Raw genomic sequence first — 19,403 nt, 5'->3', positions numbered from 1 at the left:
TCGCGACGCAACCCGATGGCGCCACACACCCACACGCCGTGACGGGGATCCGGCGACCAGGCCATGCCGACCGGAGCGTGCGCCCCGCGCGCCGATGGCCTCAGCCGGCCAGTAACCTGTAGCGCGCATCGAACTCAGCCACCTGCGCGTCCAGCGCTTCCAGCGGGCCGTCGTTGACGATCACGTCGTCGGCGATGGCGAGTCGCTGCTGGCGCGTGGCCTGCGCGGCGATCATGCGGTCGGCCAGTACTTCATCGATACCGTCTCGGGCCAGCAGGCGCGCGCGCTGCAACGCCACGGGAACGTCGATCACCAGCACGCGGTGCAGCCACGGGTAGACCTCGCGCGCGCTGCCGCCACCCGCCGCCTGGGCCTCCGCCAGCAAGGGGATGGCGGCGATCGCATACGGCCCGGGCGCGGCGTCGCACTGCGCGCGCAGAAGGGCGCGCACGCGCGGATGCACGATGGCCTCCAGCCGCAGCCGCGCTGTGTCGTCGGCGAACACGCGCTGGCGCATCGCGGGACGGTCGAGCGTGCCATCGGCAGCGAGCACGCCCGTTCCGAAGCTGGCCACCACCTCGGCCAATCCCTCGCTGCCCAGCGCCACGGCATCGCGCGCGGCGATGTCCGCGTCGGCAACCGTCACCCCGCGCGCCTCGAACAGGCGGCTCACTGCCGTCTTGCCGGAGGCCACGCCGCCGGTCAGTCCCACGATGTACTTGGCCATGGGGGGATTGTGCATGGGGTTGGGGGAAAGCGGACCCGTGTCGGGACGCGGGAGGATTGCGAACGGTTGGATGCGTAAGGTCCGACACGGCGTCACGTGCCCCATCTCGGGCTTCCTGCGAGCGGGGGACGGAGCACGGCGAGATCCGCTCCCTCCCCGCGTGCGTGGAGGATTGGGGCGGGGTGTCCCAGGTCGCAGCGTGCGAGAGGTAGCGCGGCTCCGCCTGCCCCCATCCCGGCCTTCCCCCGCGAGCGGGGGAAGGAGCAGGGCGGGCTCCACTCGCTGCCATTGAACCGGGAACGTGTGGCCGCTCTGCTGTTGAACCGGGAACGTGCGGCGGGATCCACGCCCTCCCCCGCGTGCGGGGGAAGGCTGGGGTGGGGGTGTCCCAGGTCGCAGCGTGCGAGAGGTAGCGCGGCTCCGCCTGCCCCATCCCGGCCTTCCCCCGCGAGCGGAAGGAACAGGGCGGGCTCCGCTCGCTGCGGTTGAACCGGGGATGTGCGTCCGCCGGTATCCCTCCCTCCCCCGCCTGCGGGGGAGGGTTGGGGTGGGGGCGTGTCAGGTCGCAGCGTGCGAGAGGTAGCGCGGCTCCGCCTGTCCCCATCCCGGCCTTCCCCGCGTGCGGGGGAAGGAGAACAGCCGACTACCCAGTCCCGATCCCGGCCTTATCGCACGGGCGGGGAGGGGCCCGCCGCTAGAACCCCGCGTAATCCCGGTACGCGCCGACCAGTTGCTCGCCCCACATGAAGACGATCCAGCCAGCCACCGCCAGATAGGGGCCGAACGGGATCGGCGTCGCGCGGTCGCGACCCTTGGCGAACAGCCAGATCGAGCCCACCACCGCGCCCACCAGCGAGGAGAGCAGGATGATCGGCAGCACGCCCGCCAGCCCCACCCAGGCACCCAGCGCCGCCAGCAATTTGAAATCGCCGTGGCCCATGCCTTCCTTGCCGGTGACCTGCTTGAACAGCCACCACACCGACCACAGGCTGACGTAGCCCGCGATCGCGCCCAGCAGCGCGGGCTTCGCCGGCATGTAGAGGTTGTCCAGCGAGGCGATCAGGCCGAGCCACATCAACGGCAGGGTCAGGGAATCGGGCAGCAGCTGCGTGCGCAGGTCGATGCCCGACAGCGCCACCAGGAAACAGCTGAGCAGGCAGGCGCCGAAGCCCTGCCAGCCGAAGCCGAACTGCCACACGCAGGCCAGGCACAGCAGCGCGGTCACCAATTCCACCGCCGGGTACTGCACCGAGATCGGCGCCTTGCAGCTGCGGCAGCGGCCGCGCAGCGCGACCCAGCTCAGCACAGGAATGTTCTCGTACCAGGACAGCTGGTGCCCGCAGTGCGGGCAGTGCGAACGTTCCACCACGATCCCCGGTGGAGGCGGGTCGTAGAGTTCCGGTTCGCCGAGCGTCTCGCGCGCGTCGCGCTTCCACTCCCATTCCATGCGCCGCGGCAGGCGCAGGATCACCACATTGAGGAAGCTGCCCACGAGCAGGCCGAGCCCGGCCACGAGCGGGTAGCCGAGCGCGGGATTCTGGTCCAGGAATGCCATTCAGTCAGCCTGTGGATGGTCGGCCACCACGCGGGCGGGCGGCTGCATGCGGTTGGCGCGGCGCGTGGCGGCGCATGCGGGGATCGTCGGGGCGCTGTCGGGGTATGCCATTCAATCAGCCTGAGGGAAGCGTGGCGCGGTTTGCCGTTTGCGGCGGACGGGTCGTGGCTGGTGCGGCCCGTCCCGGGCAGCCACATCCGGCCTCTGCGGCCGGACAGGGCCATGCCATCCTCCGCGACCGCCGGGCCGGACACGCCTGCGACAGCATACCGCGAGCGCCGCGTCGCCCCGCGCGACGTCAGCCCATCACGGTCATCGCGATCTTGAAGATCGGAAGGTACATCGCGATGACGATCGCGCCCACCATCGTTCCGATGATCACCATCACGAACGGCTCGATCAGGCTGGAAATCGCGTCGACGGCGTTATTGACCTCTTCCTCGTAGAACTCGGCCACCTTGAAGAGCATGGTGTCCAAGGCGCCCGCCTCCTCGCCGATCGCCGTCATCTGCACCACCATGTGCGGGAAGACGCCCACCTGCTTCATCGCCATGTTGAGCGGATAGCCGACCGCGACGTCGTCGCGCATCTGGTAGACCGCGTCCGTGTACACGCGGTTGCCAGTGGCGCCGGCCACGCTGTCCATCGCTTCGACCAGCGGCACGCCGGCCTTGAAGGTCACCGCGAGCGTGCGGGAGAAGCGCGCGATCGAGGAACTGCGCAGCACCTGCCCGATCACCGGAATCTTCAGCATCAGGCGGTCGATAGTGTGCTGCAGCTTCAGCGAGCGCTTGTAGAAGTACATGAATACCGCGAACGCGCCCAGCGCGATGATGAGCATCGCCCACCACCACTTCACCATGATCTCGGAGAAACCGAACACCAGGGCCGTGAATGCGGGCAGGTCCGCGCCGAAGCTGGCGAACTGCTCCTTGAAGATCGGCACCACGAAAATCATCAGGATGGCGCACACCAGTATCGCCACGCCGATGATCGCGATCGGGTAGAACAAGGCTTTCTTGATCTTGCCCTTGACCGATTCGATGTTCTCCTTGTACGTGGCGATCGTCTCGAGCACCGTCTCCAGCGCGCCGGAGGATTCGCCGGCCCGCACCAGGTTGCGGTACAGCTCGTCGAACTGCACAGGATGCTTGCTCATCGCCTCGTAGATCGACGAGCCGGCCTCGAGGTCGAGCCGCAGCTCGTCCACCAGGCTTTTCATCTTGGGATTCTTCTGGCCGTTGCCGATGATCTCCAGCGCCATCACGATGGGCACGCCGGACTTCATCATCGTCGCCAGCTGGCGGCTGAAGACCGCGATGTCCTTGGGGGTGACCTTCTTCGCTGCGCCACCGAACAGCGGCTTGGGCTTGGGCTTGACGACCGAAGGCTGGATGCCCTGCTTGCGCAACTCCGCGCGTAGCAGGTTGGCGTTGCGGGCCTGCTGCTCGCCCTTCATCTTCTTGCCGCGCTTGTCCGTGCCCTCCCAGACAAAGGTCGGCATGTTCACCCCTTCGCGGACCGGCTTGGCGGTCCTCGCGCTGGGCTTGGTGGCGGAACGTGTCACGGCCATCAGCTAGTCCCCTGCAGCAGCGAGCCCGGCCTCCCCAGCCGGGAAATCCCTTGCATGGTAACCCTTTACGGAGGGAAGTGAAATTTGTCTCTGTGACGGCGCGCAGGGTTTTGGACGCCGGTCCGAAGCTCCCCCCGCGGCAGGTGCGAACCGGCCCGGCTAGGTGCGTCCGCGCCACTGCCGACGCGACGGGCGAGGCCGGAACCACCGGCCCCCGCCCTGGAGGATCCCCAGCCAAATGCATCGCCGTCTGGCTGGTGCCGCGTCGCCGCGCGCGGTCCGACTAATCCTTGGTGACGCGGTTGATCTCGGCAAGGCTGGTCATGCCCTTCTTCACCTTCAGCAGGGCGGACTGGCGCAGGTCGCGCACGCCCGACCGCTGGGCCGCGTCGGCGATCTGCATGGCGTTGCCGCCCTCGAGCACGATGGCCGCAATCTCGTCGGTCATCGGCATCACCTGGTAGAGACCGGTGCGGCCCTTGTAGCCGTTGGTGCAGTCGTCGCAGCCGCCGGCCTCGTACACGGTGAAGCCCTCGTTGATCTCGGCCTCGGTGAAGCCCTCGGCCAGCAGCGCGTGGTCGGGCAGCTGCACCGGCCGCTTGCACTTCTCGCACAGCCGGCGCGCCAGTCGCTGGGCGATCACCAGGGTCACCGAGCTGATGATGTTGTAGGGCGCGATGCCCATGTTCATCAGGCGCGCGATGGTCTGCGGCGCATCGTTGGTATGCAGGGTGGACAGCACCATGTGGCCGGTCTGCGCCGCCTTGACCGCGATCTCGGCCGTCTCCAGGTCGCGGATTTCGCCGACCATGATGATGTCCGGGTCCTGGCGCAGGAAGCTGCGCAGGGCGGCGGCGAAGGTCATGCCGCGGCGCTCGTTCTGCTGCACCTGGTTCACGCCCGGCAGGCGGATTTCCACGGGGTCCTCCACCGTGGAGATGTTGCGCTCCTCGTTGTTGAGGATGCCCAGCGCCGTGTACAGCGACACCGTCTTGCCCGAGCCGGTGGGGCCGGTGACCAGCACCATGCCGTAGGGCTTGTGGATGGCGTCCATGAACAGCTTCTGCTGGTCTTCCTCGTAGCCCAGCTTGTCGATGCCGAGCTTGGCCGCGCCGGCATCGAGGATACGCAGCACCACCTTCTCGCCGAACAGCGTGGGCAGGGTGCTGACGCGGAAGTCGATCTGCTTGGTCTTGCTGAGGTTGAGCTTGATGCGCCCGTCCTGCGGGATGCGCTTCTCGGCGATGTCCAGCTGCGCCATCACCTTCAGGCGCGCGGTCACGCGCGAATGCAGCTTCACCGGCATCTTGGCCGACTGCTTGAGGATGCCGTCCACGCGCAGGCGCACGCGGTAGTCGGTTTCGTAGGGCTCGAAATGGATGTCCGAGGCGCCGCGCTTGATCGCGTCGATCAGCACCTTGTTGACGAACTTGACGATCGGCGCGTCGTCCTGCTTGCCGTCGACGCCCCCTTCCTTGGCGTCGTCGTCGGTACCGGCCTCGACGTCCAGGTTTTCCAGTCCCTCGGCATCGTCGAGCGACTCGCCGAAGCCGTCGGCCGCCTGCAGCCAGAGCTCGAGCGTGCGGCGGATGCTGTCCTCGTCGACCAGGATGGGCTCCACCACCAGGTTGGTGTGGAACTTCAGCTCGTCCAGCGCATGGCTGTTGGTCGGGTCGGATGTCCCCACGAAGAGCTTGGCCCCACGCTTGAACAGCGGCAGCACCTGGTGCTTGTTCAGCAGCTCCTCGCTGACCAGCTTCACCGCGCTGGCGGCGGCGTCCATGGTCGCGGGATCGAACACCGGCATGCCGAACTCGATCGAGTTGGCGGCGGCCATCTGCGCCGCGGTCACCAGCTTGTGCTCGCGCATCCAGGCGCCCACCGGCCGGCGCTCCGCGGTGGCCTTGTCCAGCGCCTCGCGGGCGGCCGCCTCGTCCAGGGCCCCGTCCATGACCAGGCGTCGGGCGATGCCGGTGATGCCGACGAGATTGGCGGTGGGCGCTGCATTCATGGGGATCCTCCTATTGCTGAAAACTGTACCGCAGGGGCGCCCGGATGTGCGGCCGCTCCTGCCCGGTGGGCTGTTCCCGCTCGGCGACCTGGTGGAACGGCGCAGCCCCGGACCAGCGCGACGGGGCAGGCCACCCGCTATTCGGCGGCCGGGGGGCGCCCCAGTTCGGCCATGATGTCGGTACACCGGTACAGGTAGTACGTCGCCAGCGGCCCGCCCTCGACGGGATCCTCGACGGTCCAGGTTCCGGCGGCGCGCTGCGGCTGGGGGACGAGCAGGACGAGATAGTCGGGCCCCGGCGCGGGTCCGGGCCCGCAAGCCCGGCGCAGCGCGTCGTCGTCGGCATGGCAGGCCCGGGCCTCGTCGCTGCCCGGGGGGAGTTCGCGACAGTAGAGACTCTGTTGCGACAGCAGGCCGACCCGTTCGATCCGCTCGATCGCGTCGCGGGAAGTTCCCCGGTTGAAGATGACGCCGGAGACCTGCTGCGGGCTGAAATAGTCCGCACGCTGCAGCGTCAGCCAGGGACCCACCAGGCTGACGCCGTCCCAGAACACCTGCGCATCGGTGGGCAGTTCGACCCCGAACAGGTCGCTCCGGAACGCATTCGACTCCAGTGCGCGCGTGGTCGGGTGGCGTACGTCCCAACGCACCAGGGCGGCGACGAGCAGCGGGCACAGGATCAACGCAACCAGAATCAGCCGGCGGCGTTCCCCGCAGTGGCTCCAGACCAGCAGTCCAAGGAGGGGCAGTCCCAGTGCAACCAGGGGGAAGAGCAGCAGCCGGCGGTCGATCGCGTAAAGGTCGAGCCGGTGCGCGACCCGCTCGAAGGCCATCAGCTCCCCCATCACGTGGTTGGCCAACAGCACCAGCATGATCGCCACGAACAGCGCGCCCAGAAGCAGCCGGACCCTCGGGCGCAGATGCGGCGATGCATACGGCCACGCGACGTAGAACGCCGCGGGCAGCAGCCACATCCAGGCTGAGGTGCCCCAGGCGATGAGGAATGTCAGCGCCAGCAGCAGGCCTCGTGGCCCGTCACCGGACCTCGCGTCTCGATAGAGCAGGGCGGCCATCGCGGCCATGGCGAACCAGTGCGCCAGCCAGTGGGCCCGCCACAGCTGCAGCGCTGCCGGCAGCTCAAGGTGCAGCGCATCCACGAGCAGCAGGCTGGCCAGCAGGCCGAGCCAGAGTCCCGACAGAGCTGCCGCGCACCAGGTGCCGAAGGGACCGCGCAGGCTGCGCCATGCCAGCGCAAGCAGGAACGTGTCCAGCACCACTGTCTTGTAGTCGAACGGCCGGAGTCGGGACACGAACAACTGCCCGTTGAAGCGCAGCAGTTCCTCCATCCACGCAGGATCGATCACGCGGAACAGACCGTCGAAAGGCCTGACGCCGGCCATGGCGACCAATGCCACGGGCACGGCCAGCCAAGCCGCGTGCAGCCAGCGACGATCCTGGGTGACCAGCCACGGCCACACCACCAGTACCGCGGCGATCGCCTGCAATGGATGGAGCACGCCGGCGACTGCGGCACAGGCCGCGGCGAGCTGCCATCGGCGGCGGGCGAGCAGCCCGATCGCCACAAGGCAGAGCGGCTCGGCGAAGGTGCGCGGAGTCATGAACGACTCGGCGTACCCGAAGATGTGGGTCGTCCCGTAGACGGTCGGCAGGCAGACCACCCCCAGCCAGGCCCAATAGCGCTGCTCGGGCGGAAGGAGCGCGCGCAGCGCATACCAGCCGGCAGCGGCGAAGAACACCAGGCCCAGCAGGGCGCCGGACCGGAACAGGGTCGACGGATCCAGCCACTCCATGGCCTGTGCGATCAGCCATGGGAACAGCGTGTAGCTGCCCTGGCTGCCATGCGCGAAGAACAGATCCTTGGCATAGATCTCCGGCCAGCGCTGCAGCAAGGCCTGGCCGAGGTAAAGCGCCGAATCATGGTCTAGGCCCCAGTAGCGCCGGAGAAGCAGGAGCATGGACAGGCCCAGCAGGGCCCCTGCGATGGCCGCCGGTGCACGCTCGCGCCACGGGGCAGGTTGCGATTCAGTGACGAATGGCATCGAAGGGCCCTGTTGCGTCGGTGGTGTCGGGATGGCCGTCGGCGACGTCGTTGCCTGCCTCCATCAGTTGCATCAGTTCGGCGCAGCCATACAGCCGGTAGATGAGTCGCTGTGCGGGCTGGGGCGCATCAAACAGCCATATGCCGAGCGCTGGATACCGCAGCGGATAGCTGAGCGCCAGGTAGTCCGGTGCGCGCGTCGTCCCGGGTTCACACGCCGCGTGCAGGGCCGCTTCACTGATCTGGCACTGGCCGGCAACGAACGCAGCCGGATCGCGCCTGCACCGGGCACCCTCGTCCATCAGCGGCTGCATGCGAGTGCGCCTCTCCCTGCCCACCACAAAGGTGCCACGGTTGAACATCTGGCCCGCGAGCTGGCTGGGGCTGAAATAGTTGGGTCGCTGCAGGACCAGCCACGACCCAACGAGCGCCTCGGGTTCCCAGAACACCTGTGCCCCATTGGGCAGCATGACTCCGAAGACATCCTCGCGGAACGCCGAGTTTTCGAACTGGCGCATCATCGCGGTGCGTCCGTCCCAAGTCCAGGCGGACCACGCGAGCAACGGTACAACGCCGGCGACCAGTATTGCCAGCCGAAGTTTGAGGCCACTTCGCTCCCACGCGAGCAAGCCCAGCAGGGGCAGGCCCAGGGCGAGCGCGGGGAAGACCAGTATTCGCAGGTCGAAGGCGTAGGCGTCCAAGCGGTAGCCTGCCTCACCGAACCGCTGCAACTCGTCGACGAGGTGGTTGGCCAACAGGAAGGCTAGCATCAGCGCGAATACGCACGCCAGCAGCGGACGGAGGTGCGCGCGCGGCGGCTGCACCAGTCGGGGCCAGGCGATATAGAGGAGAATCATGCCCACCCAGCCGACGGCGGTCTCGCCCCATGCCAGCTGCGCAGCCAGCACAAGCAGCAATATGCGACCGTAGTCTCGCGCCTGCATATCCCGAAACAGCAGGGCGGCCAGGGCTGCGATGGCGAACCAGTGCGCCAACCATTGCACGCGCCACGGCTGCAGGCTGACCGGCAAGATCAGTTCCAGCCAGTCAACCAGCACCAGATTGGCGCCGATTCCCAAACCCAGTCCGATCAGCGCGGCCCGGCACCATTGCGAGAACTCCGTCCCCAGAAGGCGCCACCCGAATGCCAACAGCACAACGTCGAAACCGAGCGCCTTGAGCGAGTTGAGGTCCCAGCGGGTCACGAAAAGGTGGTAGGACTCGTGGATTGCGGCCATCCACTCCGGATCGGGCCGGCGGAACAACCCGTCGAATGGCGCGATACCGGCGACCGCGAGCAGCATTGTGGGAACCGCCAGCCATGTAGCGTGCATCCAGCGCCGATCGCGGAACACCAGCCAAACCCACAGGATTGCGGCAGCACCGAGGGCTTGCAGTGGATGGAACGCGGCCGCAGCTGCGAGCGCGAGCAGTGCCCGCCAAGTCCACCCGCGTGCGAACATCCCGACCGCCAGGAGGCTGCAGCCCTCGGCGAGCGGGCGCGCGGTGAGAAATTTCTCGTTGTAGCTAAAGATGCTCACCACGCCATACATGGCCGGCAGGCATAGCGTGGCGAGCCAGGCCCAGTAGCGCTGCCGCGCGGGCATGAGCGCGCGCAAGGCATACCAGCTGGCCGCCCAGAAGAGCAGAAGGCTGGCAAGCGTTCCCCACATGAAGGCGACCGGCGGAGTCCACACGCCGAATGCCTTGCCCAGAAGTAGCGGCAGCACCGAATAGTCGGTTTGGCTGCCGTGCTGAAAGAACATGTCCTGGCCGTAGATGCTGGGCCAGCGCGTCATGAGCCCTTGGCCTAAGTACAGGATCGAGTCGTGGTAGATGCCGAAGTAGCGACGAAAGTAGAGCAGTGCGGCCAAGCCCCAGAGGGCACCCGCCACAAGGGGCAACCGGTCAAGATCTCTTGACGGGTGTGCCACGAGGTCGCATCCCTTCACGTGCGAGGTCGTGTGCGAACGCGTTGTGAGTACCTTGTTCATTGGTCCCTGAGGAGCTCACAGCCAGCGTTATTGCATGCGCAGTGGGCGGAATTTCGATTGCCTTACTGCGCTAGACTGCGGTCAGTCCCGATATGCCGGTGTCTTAAAGGAACCAACTGAGTTTGGTCCGTCACAACCGGAGTCGGCGATCCTGATGAACGCGTCGATATATGCCTGAGCACAGACTTCCCAGGACCATCGTTTCGCGAGTTCAACCGCCTGCCGCCGAGCCAAATGCAGTCTGACCGGGTTGCGGGCCAAAGCCTCAATAGCTTCACGCAAACGTGAGCCCGCTCCCGGTTCTGTCACATCTACCCGGAAGACGCAGTTGGGGTCTGCCTCGGTCCAATTGTCCGCCACCTCCGTGCTGACGAGCACAGGCGTGCCACATGCTAGTGCCTCCTGAATAACAAGAGGAAATCCTTCGCCAACGCTCGGCAGCACCAAGAGGTCAGCATGTCGGTAGAGCTGTGCGAGCGTGTCAGGCTCGGTGTGTCCAAGGAGCTTCACGTTAGCGTGGCGCTCCGGCCATTGGGCCGGGTCAAGCGGCCCTTTCCCCACTAGGGTCCAGCAAACTCCCGGGATATCCATGCAGGCGCGCAACAAATGTACGCCCTTCTTCTCGACAAACCGGCCAACAAAAAGAAGGCTAATACCTTCGTCAATCGCGGGGCGGTCTCGTTGCGTTGCGTAAAAAAGGTGGTGTGAAACGCCGTTGGGGATCAGTAATGGGGGCCTGCGGAAGCGCACGAAGCGGAGGTAGTAGTTCTGCACAGCAGTGGCAATGAACACCACTTGGGTGGCCCCGGACAGCATCCAGCGTCCCACAGTTCGATTGGCGAGCTGAACCGCTGTTCGGACAAGAGGGCTTTGAACTGGAAGTTCGCCGATATGTTGAGTGAGAATAACTGGCTTGCGCTGCAGCCGTGCGAACACCACGGCCACCATGCTGGGAACGTACAGCGAGTCGTGCACCAATACTGCACGCGACCGACGCATGGTCTGCCATAGCGTAATAAGCCCTGATACAGGCCAGATTGGCATCGGCAAGCCTGCATGCCGCTCCATTGGGTCCCAGTACGCGGTTGGAGCGCAAGTGACGCCGCTGGCCAGTTTCCCTGCGGGCGTATCCCCACCGGCGCACCAAGCAACACGAAGACCGGCCTGGGCCCAGGTTGATGCCAAATGCCCGGCGACGATCTCGATGCCGCCGCCATGACCCGCGTAAAACGCAGATACCTGAAGGATTTCATAATCGAAGTCCTTCTTCATCCAAGAGTCTGCGAACGAGATTGCTGCATGAGCAAAGAAGTTCGCAACAGACAGTGCCACCGCCACGATGGCACTGGCGACTAGGTAATGCAGGGACATGCCGGCTACTAGCCAGTACATCAGGAGCAGGTTCACGGCCAGGCTCGCGGCCATCACGATGTAGTACCTCCCAAGCTGTCCGCGAACGACCTTAGCCCCGAGGCGAAATGTAACTGACTTGTTTGCGAGATAGCTCAGAAAGTTCAGCAGAAAGAAGGAGGCGACGCATGCGGCCAAGTAGTGCATTCCCCAAGCAGAAACCAGTAATGCGAGCAACGCAACGTTGATGACGGCAAAGCATGCGCCGACTAGCCCGAATTTAAAGAAAGACCAGAGTGTGAGGGCAGGACTTCGCACTCTTCAGCGCCTTACCGCGTCCAGCAGCAAGCAGGCATGTTGGCCAACTTCGGGGCGCGTCTCGAGTTCTGCGCCGAGCAGTGCAGTATGCGAAATCCGGCCGGCGAATCTATCCAGCCAAGACGGGCTCGGTCGGCGCATATTCAATCGCCGCTGTATCTCGATCGGGCGCTTGCGATGCCCGTGTAGATTGTAAAGCAGGCCGCCGGTCATGTTCGACAGTCGCTCCCATCGCCGCGTCTGCTTCTGGTTCAAGTACTGAACATGAGCAGAAATATCGAAACCGTGCTTGTCAAGACATGCTGCCCAGTCGCCAAGGCCCCAATACCGCACGTGGGCGCATCGCTCGTCGAGACGTCGACGATATGCGGCAGTGATCTGGCCAAACAGGGGGCCGCCCAAACAGGAGTGGAAGTTGGAAGAGGGCACCGTGAATACGAAGCGGCCGCCCCTCCGCAGCACGCGCGCTACTTCTGCGATTACCGGCTCTATATCCGGAATGTGTTCCAAGACCGAGTTGGACAACACGACATCGAAGGATCCCGATTCTTCTGGAATCTGGTCACCCCCACAGGTGTGGACGTCGTCGTAAAGCTCGATGTTGGATGCGAGCGCAGTTTCTGCCGGGTCTGGGTCCACCCCGATCCATGATCGGCCCTGTGTATTCCCTACGGCCCACGCCAAGACCCGTGTCAACTTTCCGTCTCCACACCCAAGATCAAGCGTTCGACCAGGTGGAAGGCCATGGCGGGCGACCACGTCGAGTTCCACGGCACGCCAGTAATTCGTGGCGGGCTGGTACGGCGCATCCGCTACAAGCAGCCTAAATATCTTCTTTGCGTCCATATCGGCTCCTAGTTGTCCCATACCTCACGACAACGCGAGAGTATGTCCCACTGCAGGCGGAGAACCGAAAGTGCATCATCGCCGGAGATTCCTGCAGGCGGGGTGCCCGATGCAATGGAATTCGCGAAGCGCTCGAAGATGGTCGGATTTCCATACAACAGTCGGCCGGCAAGGTGCTGGGGGCCATTCGTCAAGTGCTGCCACCAGTGGGACCACGTCGCCTTCAACGACGTCGTGAGAACCTCTCGGGTGCCGTGGCCGCCGTCGTTCGGCAGGCGAAGATAGATGTTCCGGAAGACATCGATGATTCCGGCAGAACGCTCGCCTAGGACAGCGACATGCCACTCGCTAAGGGGCGACTCGAATCTGCAACTGATGCTGACGGGCACGGTGCCGTATTCCGCATGGGCGCGAAAGCTGGCGTCGATCGAGGCTGGCGTCCGGAGGCCCATTGAACTGGGGCACGCGTCCACCCCTACGAGCGAGATCGGGCCGGGAGACAAGGTCCTGACCAAGTAGAGAAGGTGTGGGCTCTCGTCGTAGAAGAGCCCGCCAGGCAAGGTGTCGTACCACTTCGGCAGTCTTCTGCTTGGATTTCCCCACTGGGTAGCGGAGATTGCCCTGATCGGGCCTATGACTCCGCGCTCGATGTCGCCTCGCAACTTCACCACGGCATTAGCGAACTGGAAATTGTGGACGATCGCCAGTGCGCGACGCGCGGCCCCCGCCCGCGCCACCAAATCCTCGCCCTCTTGCAGGCTCATCACGAAGGGCTTCTCAGTGATCACATGCTTGCCGGCCGACAAAGCCTCGGCGGCGAGCGCATAGTGTGACATCGGCGCGGTCGCGATATCGATTGCATCCGCCTTATGCAGCCATTCGATGTCGGCCAAGCTGCTGGCTGCGCAGTGCGCTACGCCTAGTCTCTTGCCCCATTTTTGCGCTGTCACACCATCACGGTCGGCCACGCCTACGATTCGGAATCGCCGATCCTGCAGAATGGACGGAATGTGTCGGTGGGTCGCCACCCAGCCCAATCCGATGATGCCGATGTCAATCGTCACTGCTTGCTCCGCGCAGGAGTGGGGGTGCCTGTCGTGCCGGAATCCGCAAAGCTTCAAAGAAGAATCCTGCAAGCAGGATCTCGCCCGCTACAGCCAAGATTGTGACTGAAGGTACGACCCACCGCATCGTTACTCTTGGGTCAAGTTCCCCGTAGTCCACCGCCGCCCAGAGCTCAAGCGCATGCAGTGACATGGCCAACCCGGTCAAGAACAGGGTGCCAGCTACGATCAAGCAAGGCTCAATCCGCAGCCGCGAAGCCCATCGCTGCTTCCTCTCGCTCGCAGGCAGCCAGCCTCGTAACGCGCCCATCAGTCTGGTAAAGGCGGCCAACAAAAGCATCTGCACGCCGAGTGTGATCGCTGCGCCGGCGTAGGCCATCGTATGGATATCCAACTCTACCCATCTAAAGGCGATGGCAGACATTGCGCCGGCACCTGCCAGTAAGAGCATTAAGCCTGGTAGGAGGAACAGCCAACGCGGACTGTGTAGCAAGAGGAACTTGAGGTGGCGCCAACCGTCGCGCCAAGTCCGAAGGTGAGGTGGCCGTGATCGTCCGTCACGTGATAGCGTCACCGGCACTTCGTCGATGCGTAAGCCGTGTAGCCCACTCTTGACCACCATCTCGCTCGCGAACTCCATTCCTGGCGAACTAAGCTGTAATGAGCGAATGGCTTCCCGTGAGAACCCGCGCAACCCGCAGTGGAAGTCGCCGATGGGCACACGGTAAAACAGCCGTCCCAAGCAGCTCAGCACCGGGTTCCCCAGATAGCGATGCAAGAAAGGCATCGCACCTGCGCCGATGCCGCCGCGGAAACGGTTGCCCATCACCAGTTCATTGCCTGCGCGCAAACTTTGAAGGATTCCGGCAAGTGCAGAGAAATCGTAGCTGTCGTCTGCATCGCCCATGATCACAAAGCGGCCGTTCGCAGCATCTATCCCACCCGCCAGCGCCGCGCCATAGCCGCGCTCGGTCACATCGACAACTCGGGCCCCGGCGGCGGCGGCGATTTCCCTGGACCCGTCTGTACTGCCGTTGTCCGCGATGACGATCTCACCATCTATCCCAGCGGCCTGCAGGAATCTCTGCGCCTTGACGATGCATGTCGCCAACGTTTCCGCCTCATTGAGGCAAGGCATTAGGACTGTCAGTTCCATCATTCGGCCGCTCTGGTGTGCTGTTCTTCTATCTGCTTCTCACTAGCTTGCCAAGCGGCGCCGCGGTGATCTGCATGCATCAGCTCGGCATCCGGAGCGATCGACGCGACAAGTTCCGCGTCGTGATCGGACGATCCCGTGCTGAGCATCATGATCCTGTCGGGGAAATCTGAGGGGTAGTTGCGAACCAAGTCCCCCGTGTAGAGATGTTGTTGGTAGGTGACGAGCAGAATGCCGTGACCCTCCTTGGAGCCTTCTGGCTGTAAGGAAATCGAACTAGCGATAGTCCGATGAGTCTGTTGCATGAAAACGGGGGTAGCAATGAGCCCTCCGGCAATTGCACATGCGACGAATGCGCGTGCTTTGGGTCCGCCACAGGCCGCGAAGACACCTGCCGCCACCGGCAGGAATCCCCAAGCGGGGTGGATGTAGCGGAACCCCCACCCGTGACCTTGGTCAAAGGGGACGAAAAAATAGAATATGTAGGTCACGAGAAACCCAACCAAGAACAGCCTGAGCACCGCCGTGCGTGGCCGCGCCAGAAAGGCGACGAGGAGTAGTCCCGGAGCCGACCAAATCAGCATCTTCCATGCAGCGTAGGAGCGCAGGCGAAGCATCTCAATGCTCGGCCACACCAGCATGTCCCTGAACTTCTGCATCCAGCCCGAGAAGAAGCCTAGATCCGTAGCCAGACCGTGTGCGCGCATACCCAGTTCTGAGGTCAGCAGAGGCCAACCTAGGCCGAGTATTGCTGCAAGCGGCAAATAACCGGCGATGATGGCAAGAAGAGCACGCCGCCGCTCAGGCTGGAATATTAGCCATGGCATGCACGCGGCTGCCACGAGCGCGTGCGGTAGTGGGTTGTGCATCGTCAGGGCGACGCTTCCTGCAACGCCTGCGAGGAATGCCCACTTAGTGCCAGGTCGCAGCAGCAGCCAGACGAATAACAGGTTAAAGGTGAGTACGCCGGTCATGGCGTAGAAGGAGATGGCGCTGACTGTGTACTGGGGCGACGCCAGTGCGGCGAGCATGGCCCAACCACGAGCCTCGGGTCTGCCTGATGCGCGCGCGGAAAGATCGCCCAGCAGCAACAATCCCAGCGCACCCAGCAGCGGATTGAGCAACCATTCCGCCCCCATCAGGGCGAAAGGTGTCATCAGCAATGCCAATCCCGGCCAGTAAGCCGACGCGACATGTCCAGTTTCTGGATTAGCCAGTACAAAATACCCTTGGAAGCCGGGTGGCACCATATAGTCGAGTAGTTCGACAGGGTATTGAGCGGTCAATTCGCCACTTGCAAAGATCCGCGCCTGAAGCACCGGCGCGTACTCATCCATGGCTAGTGGGAAGCGTTGATAGACTATCAAAGCGCATACGGCAAGCAAGACGAAGGCGACACCGGCGGCATGCATCGGGCGCGCAGAGGCCGCGGAGGCAAGATGGGCGGCAATCCGACGAACTGGCCTAATCAACGTCGCTAGCGCCAAGCCGCCCAGCATGGCAGCCGACGCCGTGAGGTCGTTGAAGAACAGAAGCCGGTAGAAGATCAGGTAATCCAACTCGCCGACGCCTGGCACCCGGCTCGACCACAGCGCCAAGGGCGCAGCGAGCGCCAGCAAGAGCGTGGCTCCCCACAGCAGCGTCAGCCGCTGCGGCGCTTCACCGCCGCCCGTCGTGACAGGTCTGGCCTTGTGGACACCCACCTACTTCTCCTCGTGGTACTCGTCGTCCACGTTGATCGCCCAGATCGCGGCCTTGTCCACCTGGCCCGTCGCGATCTGGCGCGCCGCCTCGCGCGCGGTCAGCATCGAGTGGTCCTGGTTGTTGTAGCGGTGCATGCCGTTGCGGCCGATCAGGAACAGGTTCGGCACCGCGTCCAGCGCGGCGCGCAGTTCGTCGAAGCGCTCGTAGGCCTCGCCGAAATAGCCGGGATACGCCTTGGGCACGCGCAGCACCACCGCATCGCGCGGCGCGTCGGCGTCCACCAGCCCGATCTGCACCATCTCGCGATGGCCGAGCGCCTTGAGCGCCTCGTCGTCCATCGCCCACAGCGCGTCGCCTTCGCGGCAGAAGAACTCCAGGCCCAGCCACAGCGTGCCGGGGTCGGCGACCAGGTGCGGGCTCCAGTTGTTGAAGACCTGCACGCGGCCCACGTTGACGCCGGGCTCCTGGATGTAGATCCAGTTGTCGTCCAGCTTGCGCGGAATCGCCGCGCGCGGGTACAGCAGCCCCACCGTGATGAAATCCCGGTACGACAGCCGGGCGGCGATGTCGCGCACGCCTGCGGGCCACGCGTCTGCCGAGGACTGCACCAGTTCCTGGATCGGCATCGTCGATAGCAGGTGCGAACAGGGCAGTTCATGCGACGCGCCGTCGGCGTCGCGGTAGCGCACCGCGCGCGCGCGGCCCCCGGTGATGTCGATGCCGTCCACCCGGCTGCGCATCAGCAGGGTGCCCCCCTGCTCCACGAAACGCCGGGCGGCGGCTTCCCACATCTGGCCGGGCCCGTACTTGGGATAGAGGAAGCTTTCGATCAGCGAGGTCTGTTCGGCCTTGCCGCCGCCGCCCAGCGCCTTGCGCACCGCATGCGCGAGCGCCTTGGTGATCGACAGGCTCTTGATGCGCTGCGCCCCCCAGGCGGCGCTGATCTCGCCGCAGGGCACGCCCCAGACCTTCTCGGTGTACTCCTTGAAGAACTGGCGGTACAGCCGGCGCCCGAAGCGGTTGACCATGAAGTCCTCGAGCGAGCGCTCGGGCTTCACCGGGTTCAGGTGCGCCCACACGTAGCTCAGGCCGAAGGTCGCCACCTTCCACGGCCCCAGCTTGAGCATGCTGTCGAGGTTGAGCTTGAGCGGGTAGTCGAAGAAACGCTTGTTGTAATAGATGCGCGACAGGCGATTGCGCACCAGCAGGACGTCCTCGTCCGACTCCCGCGCGGTGGCGGGGGGCAGCGCGCCGGCGGCGCCCTGGTAGCGCAGTTCGCGCGCCGCCTCCGGGGATTCCGGTGCGGCGACCGGCAGCAGGCCGCGCCACCAGTCCATCACCCAGTCGGACTTGGAGAAGAAGCGGTGCCCGCCGATGTCGATGCGGTTGCCGTGGTGCGCGACCGTGCGCGAGATGCCCCCGACCTGGCTGTCGGCCTCGATCACGGTGACGTCGTGGATGCCGGCGCGCTGCAGTTCGAGCGCGGCGGTCAGGCCGGCCGGACCGCCGCCGATGATCACCACCCCCGGCTGGCTCAAGCCGGCGTCCCCCGCACCGCGCCGGCCCGCGGCCGGGCCACGAACAGCAGCATCTTGCGCACCGCGTAGTTGAACAGGAAGGTGACGCCGGCGGCGGCGAACTTCACCGCTTCGGGCAGCAGCCCCATCCTGCCGGCGCCGACCCACAGCACCAGCTGGGTCACGCCCAGCCCGGCCAGACCGATGGCCACGAACATGGCGAACTCAAGGCGCGGCGCGTCGCGGTAGGCGCGGTGGCGGAACACCCAGCGCGTGCTCAGCACATAGGCCAGCACGGCGCCGGCGGAAAAGCCGATCGAGGCCGACAGCGGCAGGTCCAGGCCGGCCAGCCGCAGGCAGGCCGACAGCACCGCCAGGTCGAGCGCGAACGCGGCGATCGACACCAGCACATAGCGCGTGAAATCGGACCGCAGGATGCGGCTGGGACGAAGTGGCGTCATCGTGGTTGGACCGGTGTTCCCCTGCGCCCGATTGTGACACCTCGGGCGCGCGGATGCTGCACTCTCCGCCGGTCGTTACAGCGCCACGGTGCAGTTGGCGGTATCCATGTCGCAGGTGGTGAGCCGGGTGCCCGGGTCGCGCGGCGTGCCGGTGATGGGCGTGCCGATGGCGCTGGCGGTGTCGGCGGCGCGGCAGGCCTGCAGCGGCGGGGCGCTGGGCGTGCCGTTGTTGTGCAGGGTGGCCAGGGCGAAGTTGGCATAGCTCTTCATCTCCGCCTGGCAGGCCCCCTCGGCCGAGCGGATGCGGTAGTCGTTGTACGCCGGCAGCGCGATCGCGGCCAAGATGGCGATGATCGCCACGACGATCATCAGTTCGATCAGGGTGAAGCCGCGGGCCCTGCGTGCCATGCTCGTGTCTCTGAGAATCCCCGACGTGAAATGGCGCAAGGAGCGTGCCATCCCGCGGGAATGTGATGGTTGTCGCGAGCCCAAAAAAAAAGGCCCCTCGCTGGGAGGGGCCTTCTATCGCCAGGGCGATTCGCGATCAGGTCGACGGGGTCATCGAGCAGGTCGCCGAATCGGCGCGGCAGGTGGTGCTCGCCGTGCCCGGCTGCGCCGGAGCGAAGGTGAAGTTGGTGCTGGCGGCGACCTGAGAAGCAGTCACAGTGTTGCCGGGGGTCACGCCCGAGCAGGCGCGCTGCGGGAACGACGGGGCGCTCATCTGCGACTGCGCCGCAGCAACGGCGGAGTTCATCCAGGCCTTGGCCTCGGACTGGCAGGCGCCTTCGGCCGAACGGATGCGGTAGTTGTTGTACGCCGGCAGCGCGATGGCGGCCAGGATCGCGATGATGGCGACCACGATCATCAGTTCGATGAGCGTGAAGCCCTTCTGCATCTTCTTCATGTGTATCCCCTAGGGTTGTGGATCAGTCGACTATCACGTGTCCCGCTGGTGCGGTCGCGCCGGGTCCAGTGGGTGCCGTGCAAGCGGTGCACGTGCGTGGAGATTATCGCAGGATGCGTGCCATCTTGGATCTTGAGGGCTCGCGTGCCGTAAGAGTGGAGCCG

Annotated in this window: 14 protein-coding genes and 1 pseudogene; all 15 read right to left on the bottom strand. The window is 65.1% G+C overall.

Annotation, left to right across the window (positions count from 1 at the left end):
- Positions 1 to 100: 100 nt before the first annotated feature.
- Positions 101 to 727, bottom strand: coding sequence for a dephospho-CoA kinase (gene coaE / locus ACFQ2D_RS16535; RefSeq protein WP_280941585.1), 627 nt, complete (start codon positions 725 to 727; stop codon positions 101 to 103).
- 694 nt (positions 728 to 1,421) lie between these two features.
- The gene (locus ACFQ2D_RS16530) at positions 1,422 to 2,282 is read right to left on the bottom strand and encodes a prepilin peptidase (protein WP_280941586.1); all 861 of its coding nucleotides are present in this window, start codon (positions 2,280 to 2,282) and stop codon (positions 1,422 to 1,424) included.
- Positions 2,283 to 2,580: 298 nt separating this feature from the next.
- A complete protein-coding gene (locus tag ACFQ2D_RS16525) occupies positions 2,581 to 3,855 on the bottom strand; it encodes a type II secretion system F family protein (RefSeq protein WP_280941587.1) in 1,275 nt (424 codons plus the stop codon).
- 283 nt (positions 3,856 to 4,138) lie between these two features.
- Positions 4,139 to 5,866 (bottom strand): type IV-A pilus assembly ATPase PilB, encoded by a 1,728-nt coding sequence (pilB, locus tag ACFQ2D_RS16520; protein WP_280941588.1) that lies wholly within the window; start codon positions 5,864 to 5,866, stop codon positions 4,139 to 4,141.
- A 137-nt stretch (positions 5,867 to 6,003) separates the two neighbouring features.
- Entirely contained in the window at positions 6,004 to 7,926 is a 1,923-nt protein-coding gene (locus tag ACFQ2D_RS16515) for a hypothetical protein (RefSeq protein WP_280941589.1), read from the bottom strand.
- Positions 7,910 to 9,799, bottom strand: coding sequence for a hypothetical protein (locus ACFQ2D_RS16510; protein ID WP_280941590.1), 1,890 nt, complete (start codon positions 9,797 to 9,799; stop codon positions 7,910 to 7,912). Before ACFQ2D_RS16510 ends, ACFQ2D_RS16515 begins: the two co-directional genes overlap by 17 nt.
- Positions 9,800 to 10,000: 201 nt before the next feature.
- Positions 10,001 to 11,587, bottom strand: coding sequence for a glycosyltransferase (locus ACFQ2D_RS16505; protein ID WP_280941591.1), 1,587 nt, complete (start codon positions 11,585 to 11,587; stop codon positions 10,001 to 10,003).
- Positions 11,588 to 11,590: 3 nt separating this feature from the next.
- Positions 11,591 to 12,433, bottom strand: coding sequence for a class I SAM-dependent methyltransferase (locus tag ACFQ2D_RS16500; protein WP_280941592.1), 843 nt, complete (start codon positions 12,431 to 12,433; stop codon positions 11,591 to 11,593).
- A gap of 8 nt (positions 12,434 to 12,441) precedes the next feature.
- Positions 12,442 to 13,497 carry a Gfo/Idh/MocA family protein gene (locus ACFQ2D_RS16495; RefSeq protein WP_280941593.1) on the bottom strand — a complete coding sequence of 352 codons (1,056 nt, stop codon included), beginning with the start codon at positions 13,495 to 13,497 and terminating at the stop codon, positions 12,442 to 12,444.
- Positions 13,487 to 14,653, bottom strand: coding sequence for a glycosyltransferase family 2 protein (locus ACFQ2D_RS16490; RefSeq protein WP_280941594.1), 1,167 nt, complete (start codon positions 14,651 to 14,653; stop codon positions 13,487 to 13,489). Before ACFQ2D_RS16490 ends, ACFQ2D_RS16495 begins: the two co-directional genes overlap by 11 nt.
- Complete coding sequence (locus ACFQ2D_RS16485) at positions 14,653 to 16,356, bottom strand: hypothetical protein (RefSeq protein ID WP_280941595.1); 1,704 nt, start codon at positions 16,354 to 16,356, stop codon at positions 14,653 to 14,655. The genes ACFQ2D_RS16490 and ACFQ2D_RS16485 overlap by 1 nt, the downstream gene beginning before the upstream one ends.
- On the bottom strand, positions 16,357 to 17,895 hold the full coding sequence (locus ACFQ2D_RS16480; protein WP_280941596.1) for an NAD(P)/FAD-dependent oxidoreductase: 1,539 nt from the start codon (positions 17,893 to 17,895) through the stop codon (positions 16,357 to 16,359).
- Positions 17,892 to 18,335 carry a GtrA family protein gene (locus ACFQ2D_RS16475; RefSeq protein WP_280941597.1) on the bottom strand — a complete coding sequence of 148 codons (444 nt, stop codon included), beginning with the start codon at positions 18,333 to 18,335 and terminating at the stop codon, positions 17,892 to 17,894. The genes ACFQ2D_RS16480 and ACFQ2D_RS16475 overlap by 4 nt, the downstream gene beginning before the upstream one ends.
- A gap of 305 nt (positions 18,336 to 18,640) precedes the next feature.
- Positions 18,641 to 18,743: pseudogene (locus ACFQ2D_RS16470) on the bottom strand (prepilin-type N-terminal cleavage/methylation domain-containing protein); the annotation flags it as partial.
- A gap of 136 nt (positions 18,744 to 18,879) precedes the next feature.
- A complete protein-coding gene (locus ACFQ2D_RS16465) occupies positions 18,880 to 19,239 on the bottom strand; it encodes a prepilin-type N-terminal cleavage/methylation domain-containing protein (RefSeq protein WP_386795710.1) in 360 nt (119 codons plus the stop codon).
- Positions 19,240 to 19,403: the final 164 nt, after the last annotated feature.

The sequence above is a fragment of the Luteimonas composti genome (assembly GCF_042678665.1).
GTDB classification, from domain to species: Bacteria; Pseudomonadota; Gammaproteobacteria; order Xanthomonadales; family Xanthomonadaceae; genus Luteimonas; species Luteimonas composti.
Note: the sequence above shows the minus strand (reverse complement) of the source record. Positions and strands in the feature narration are given on the sequence as shown.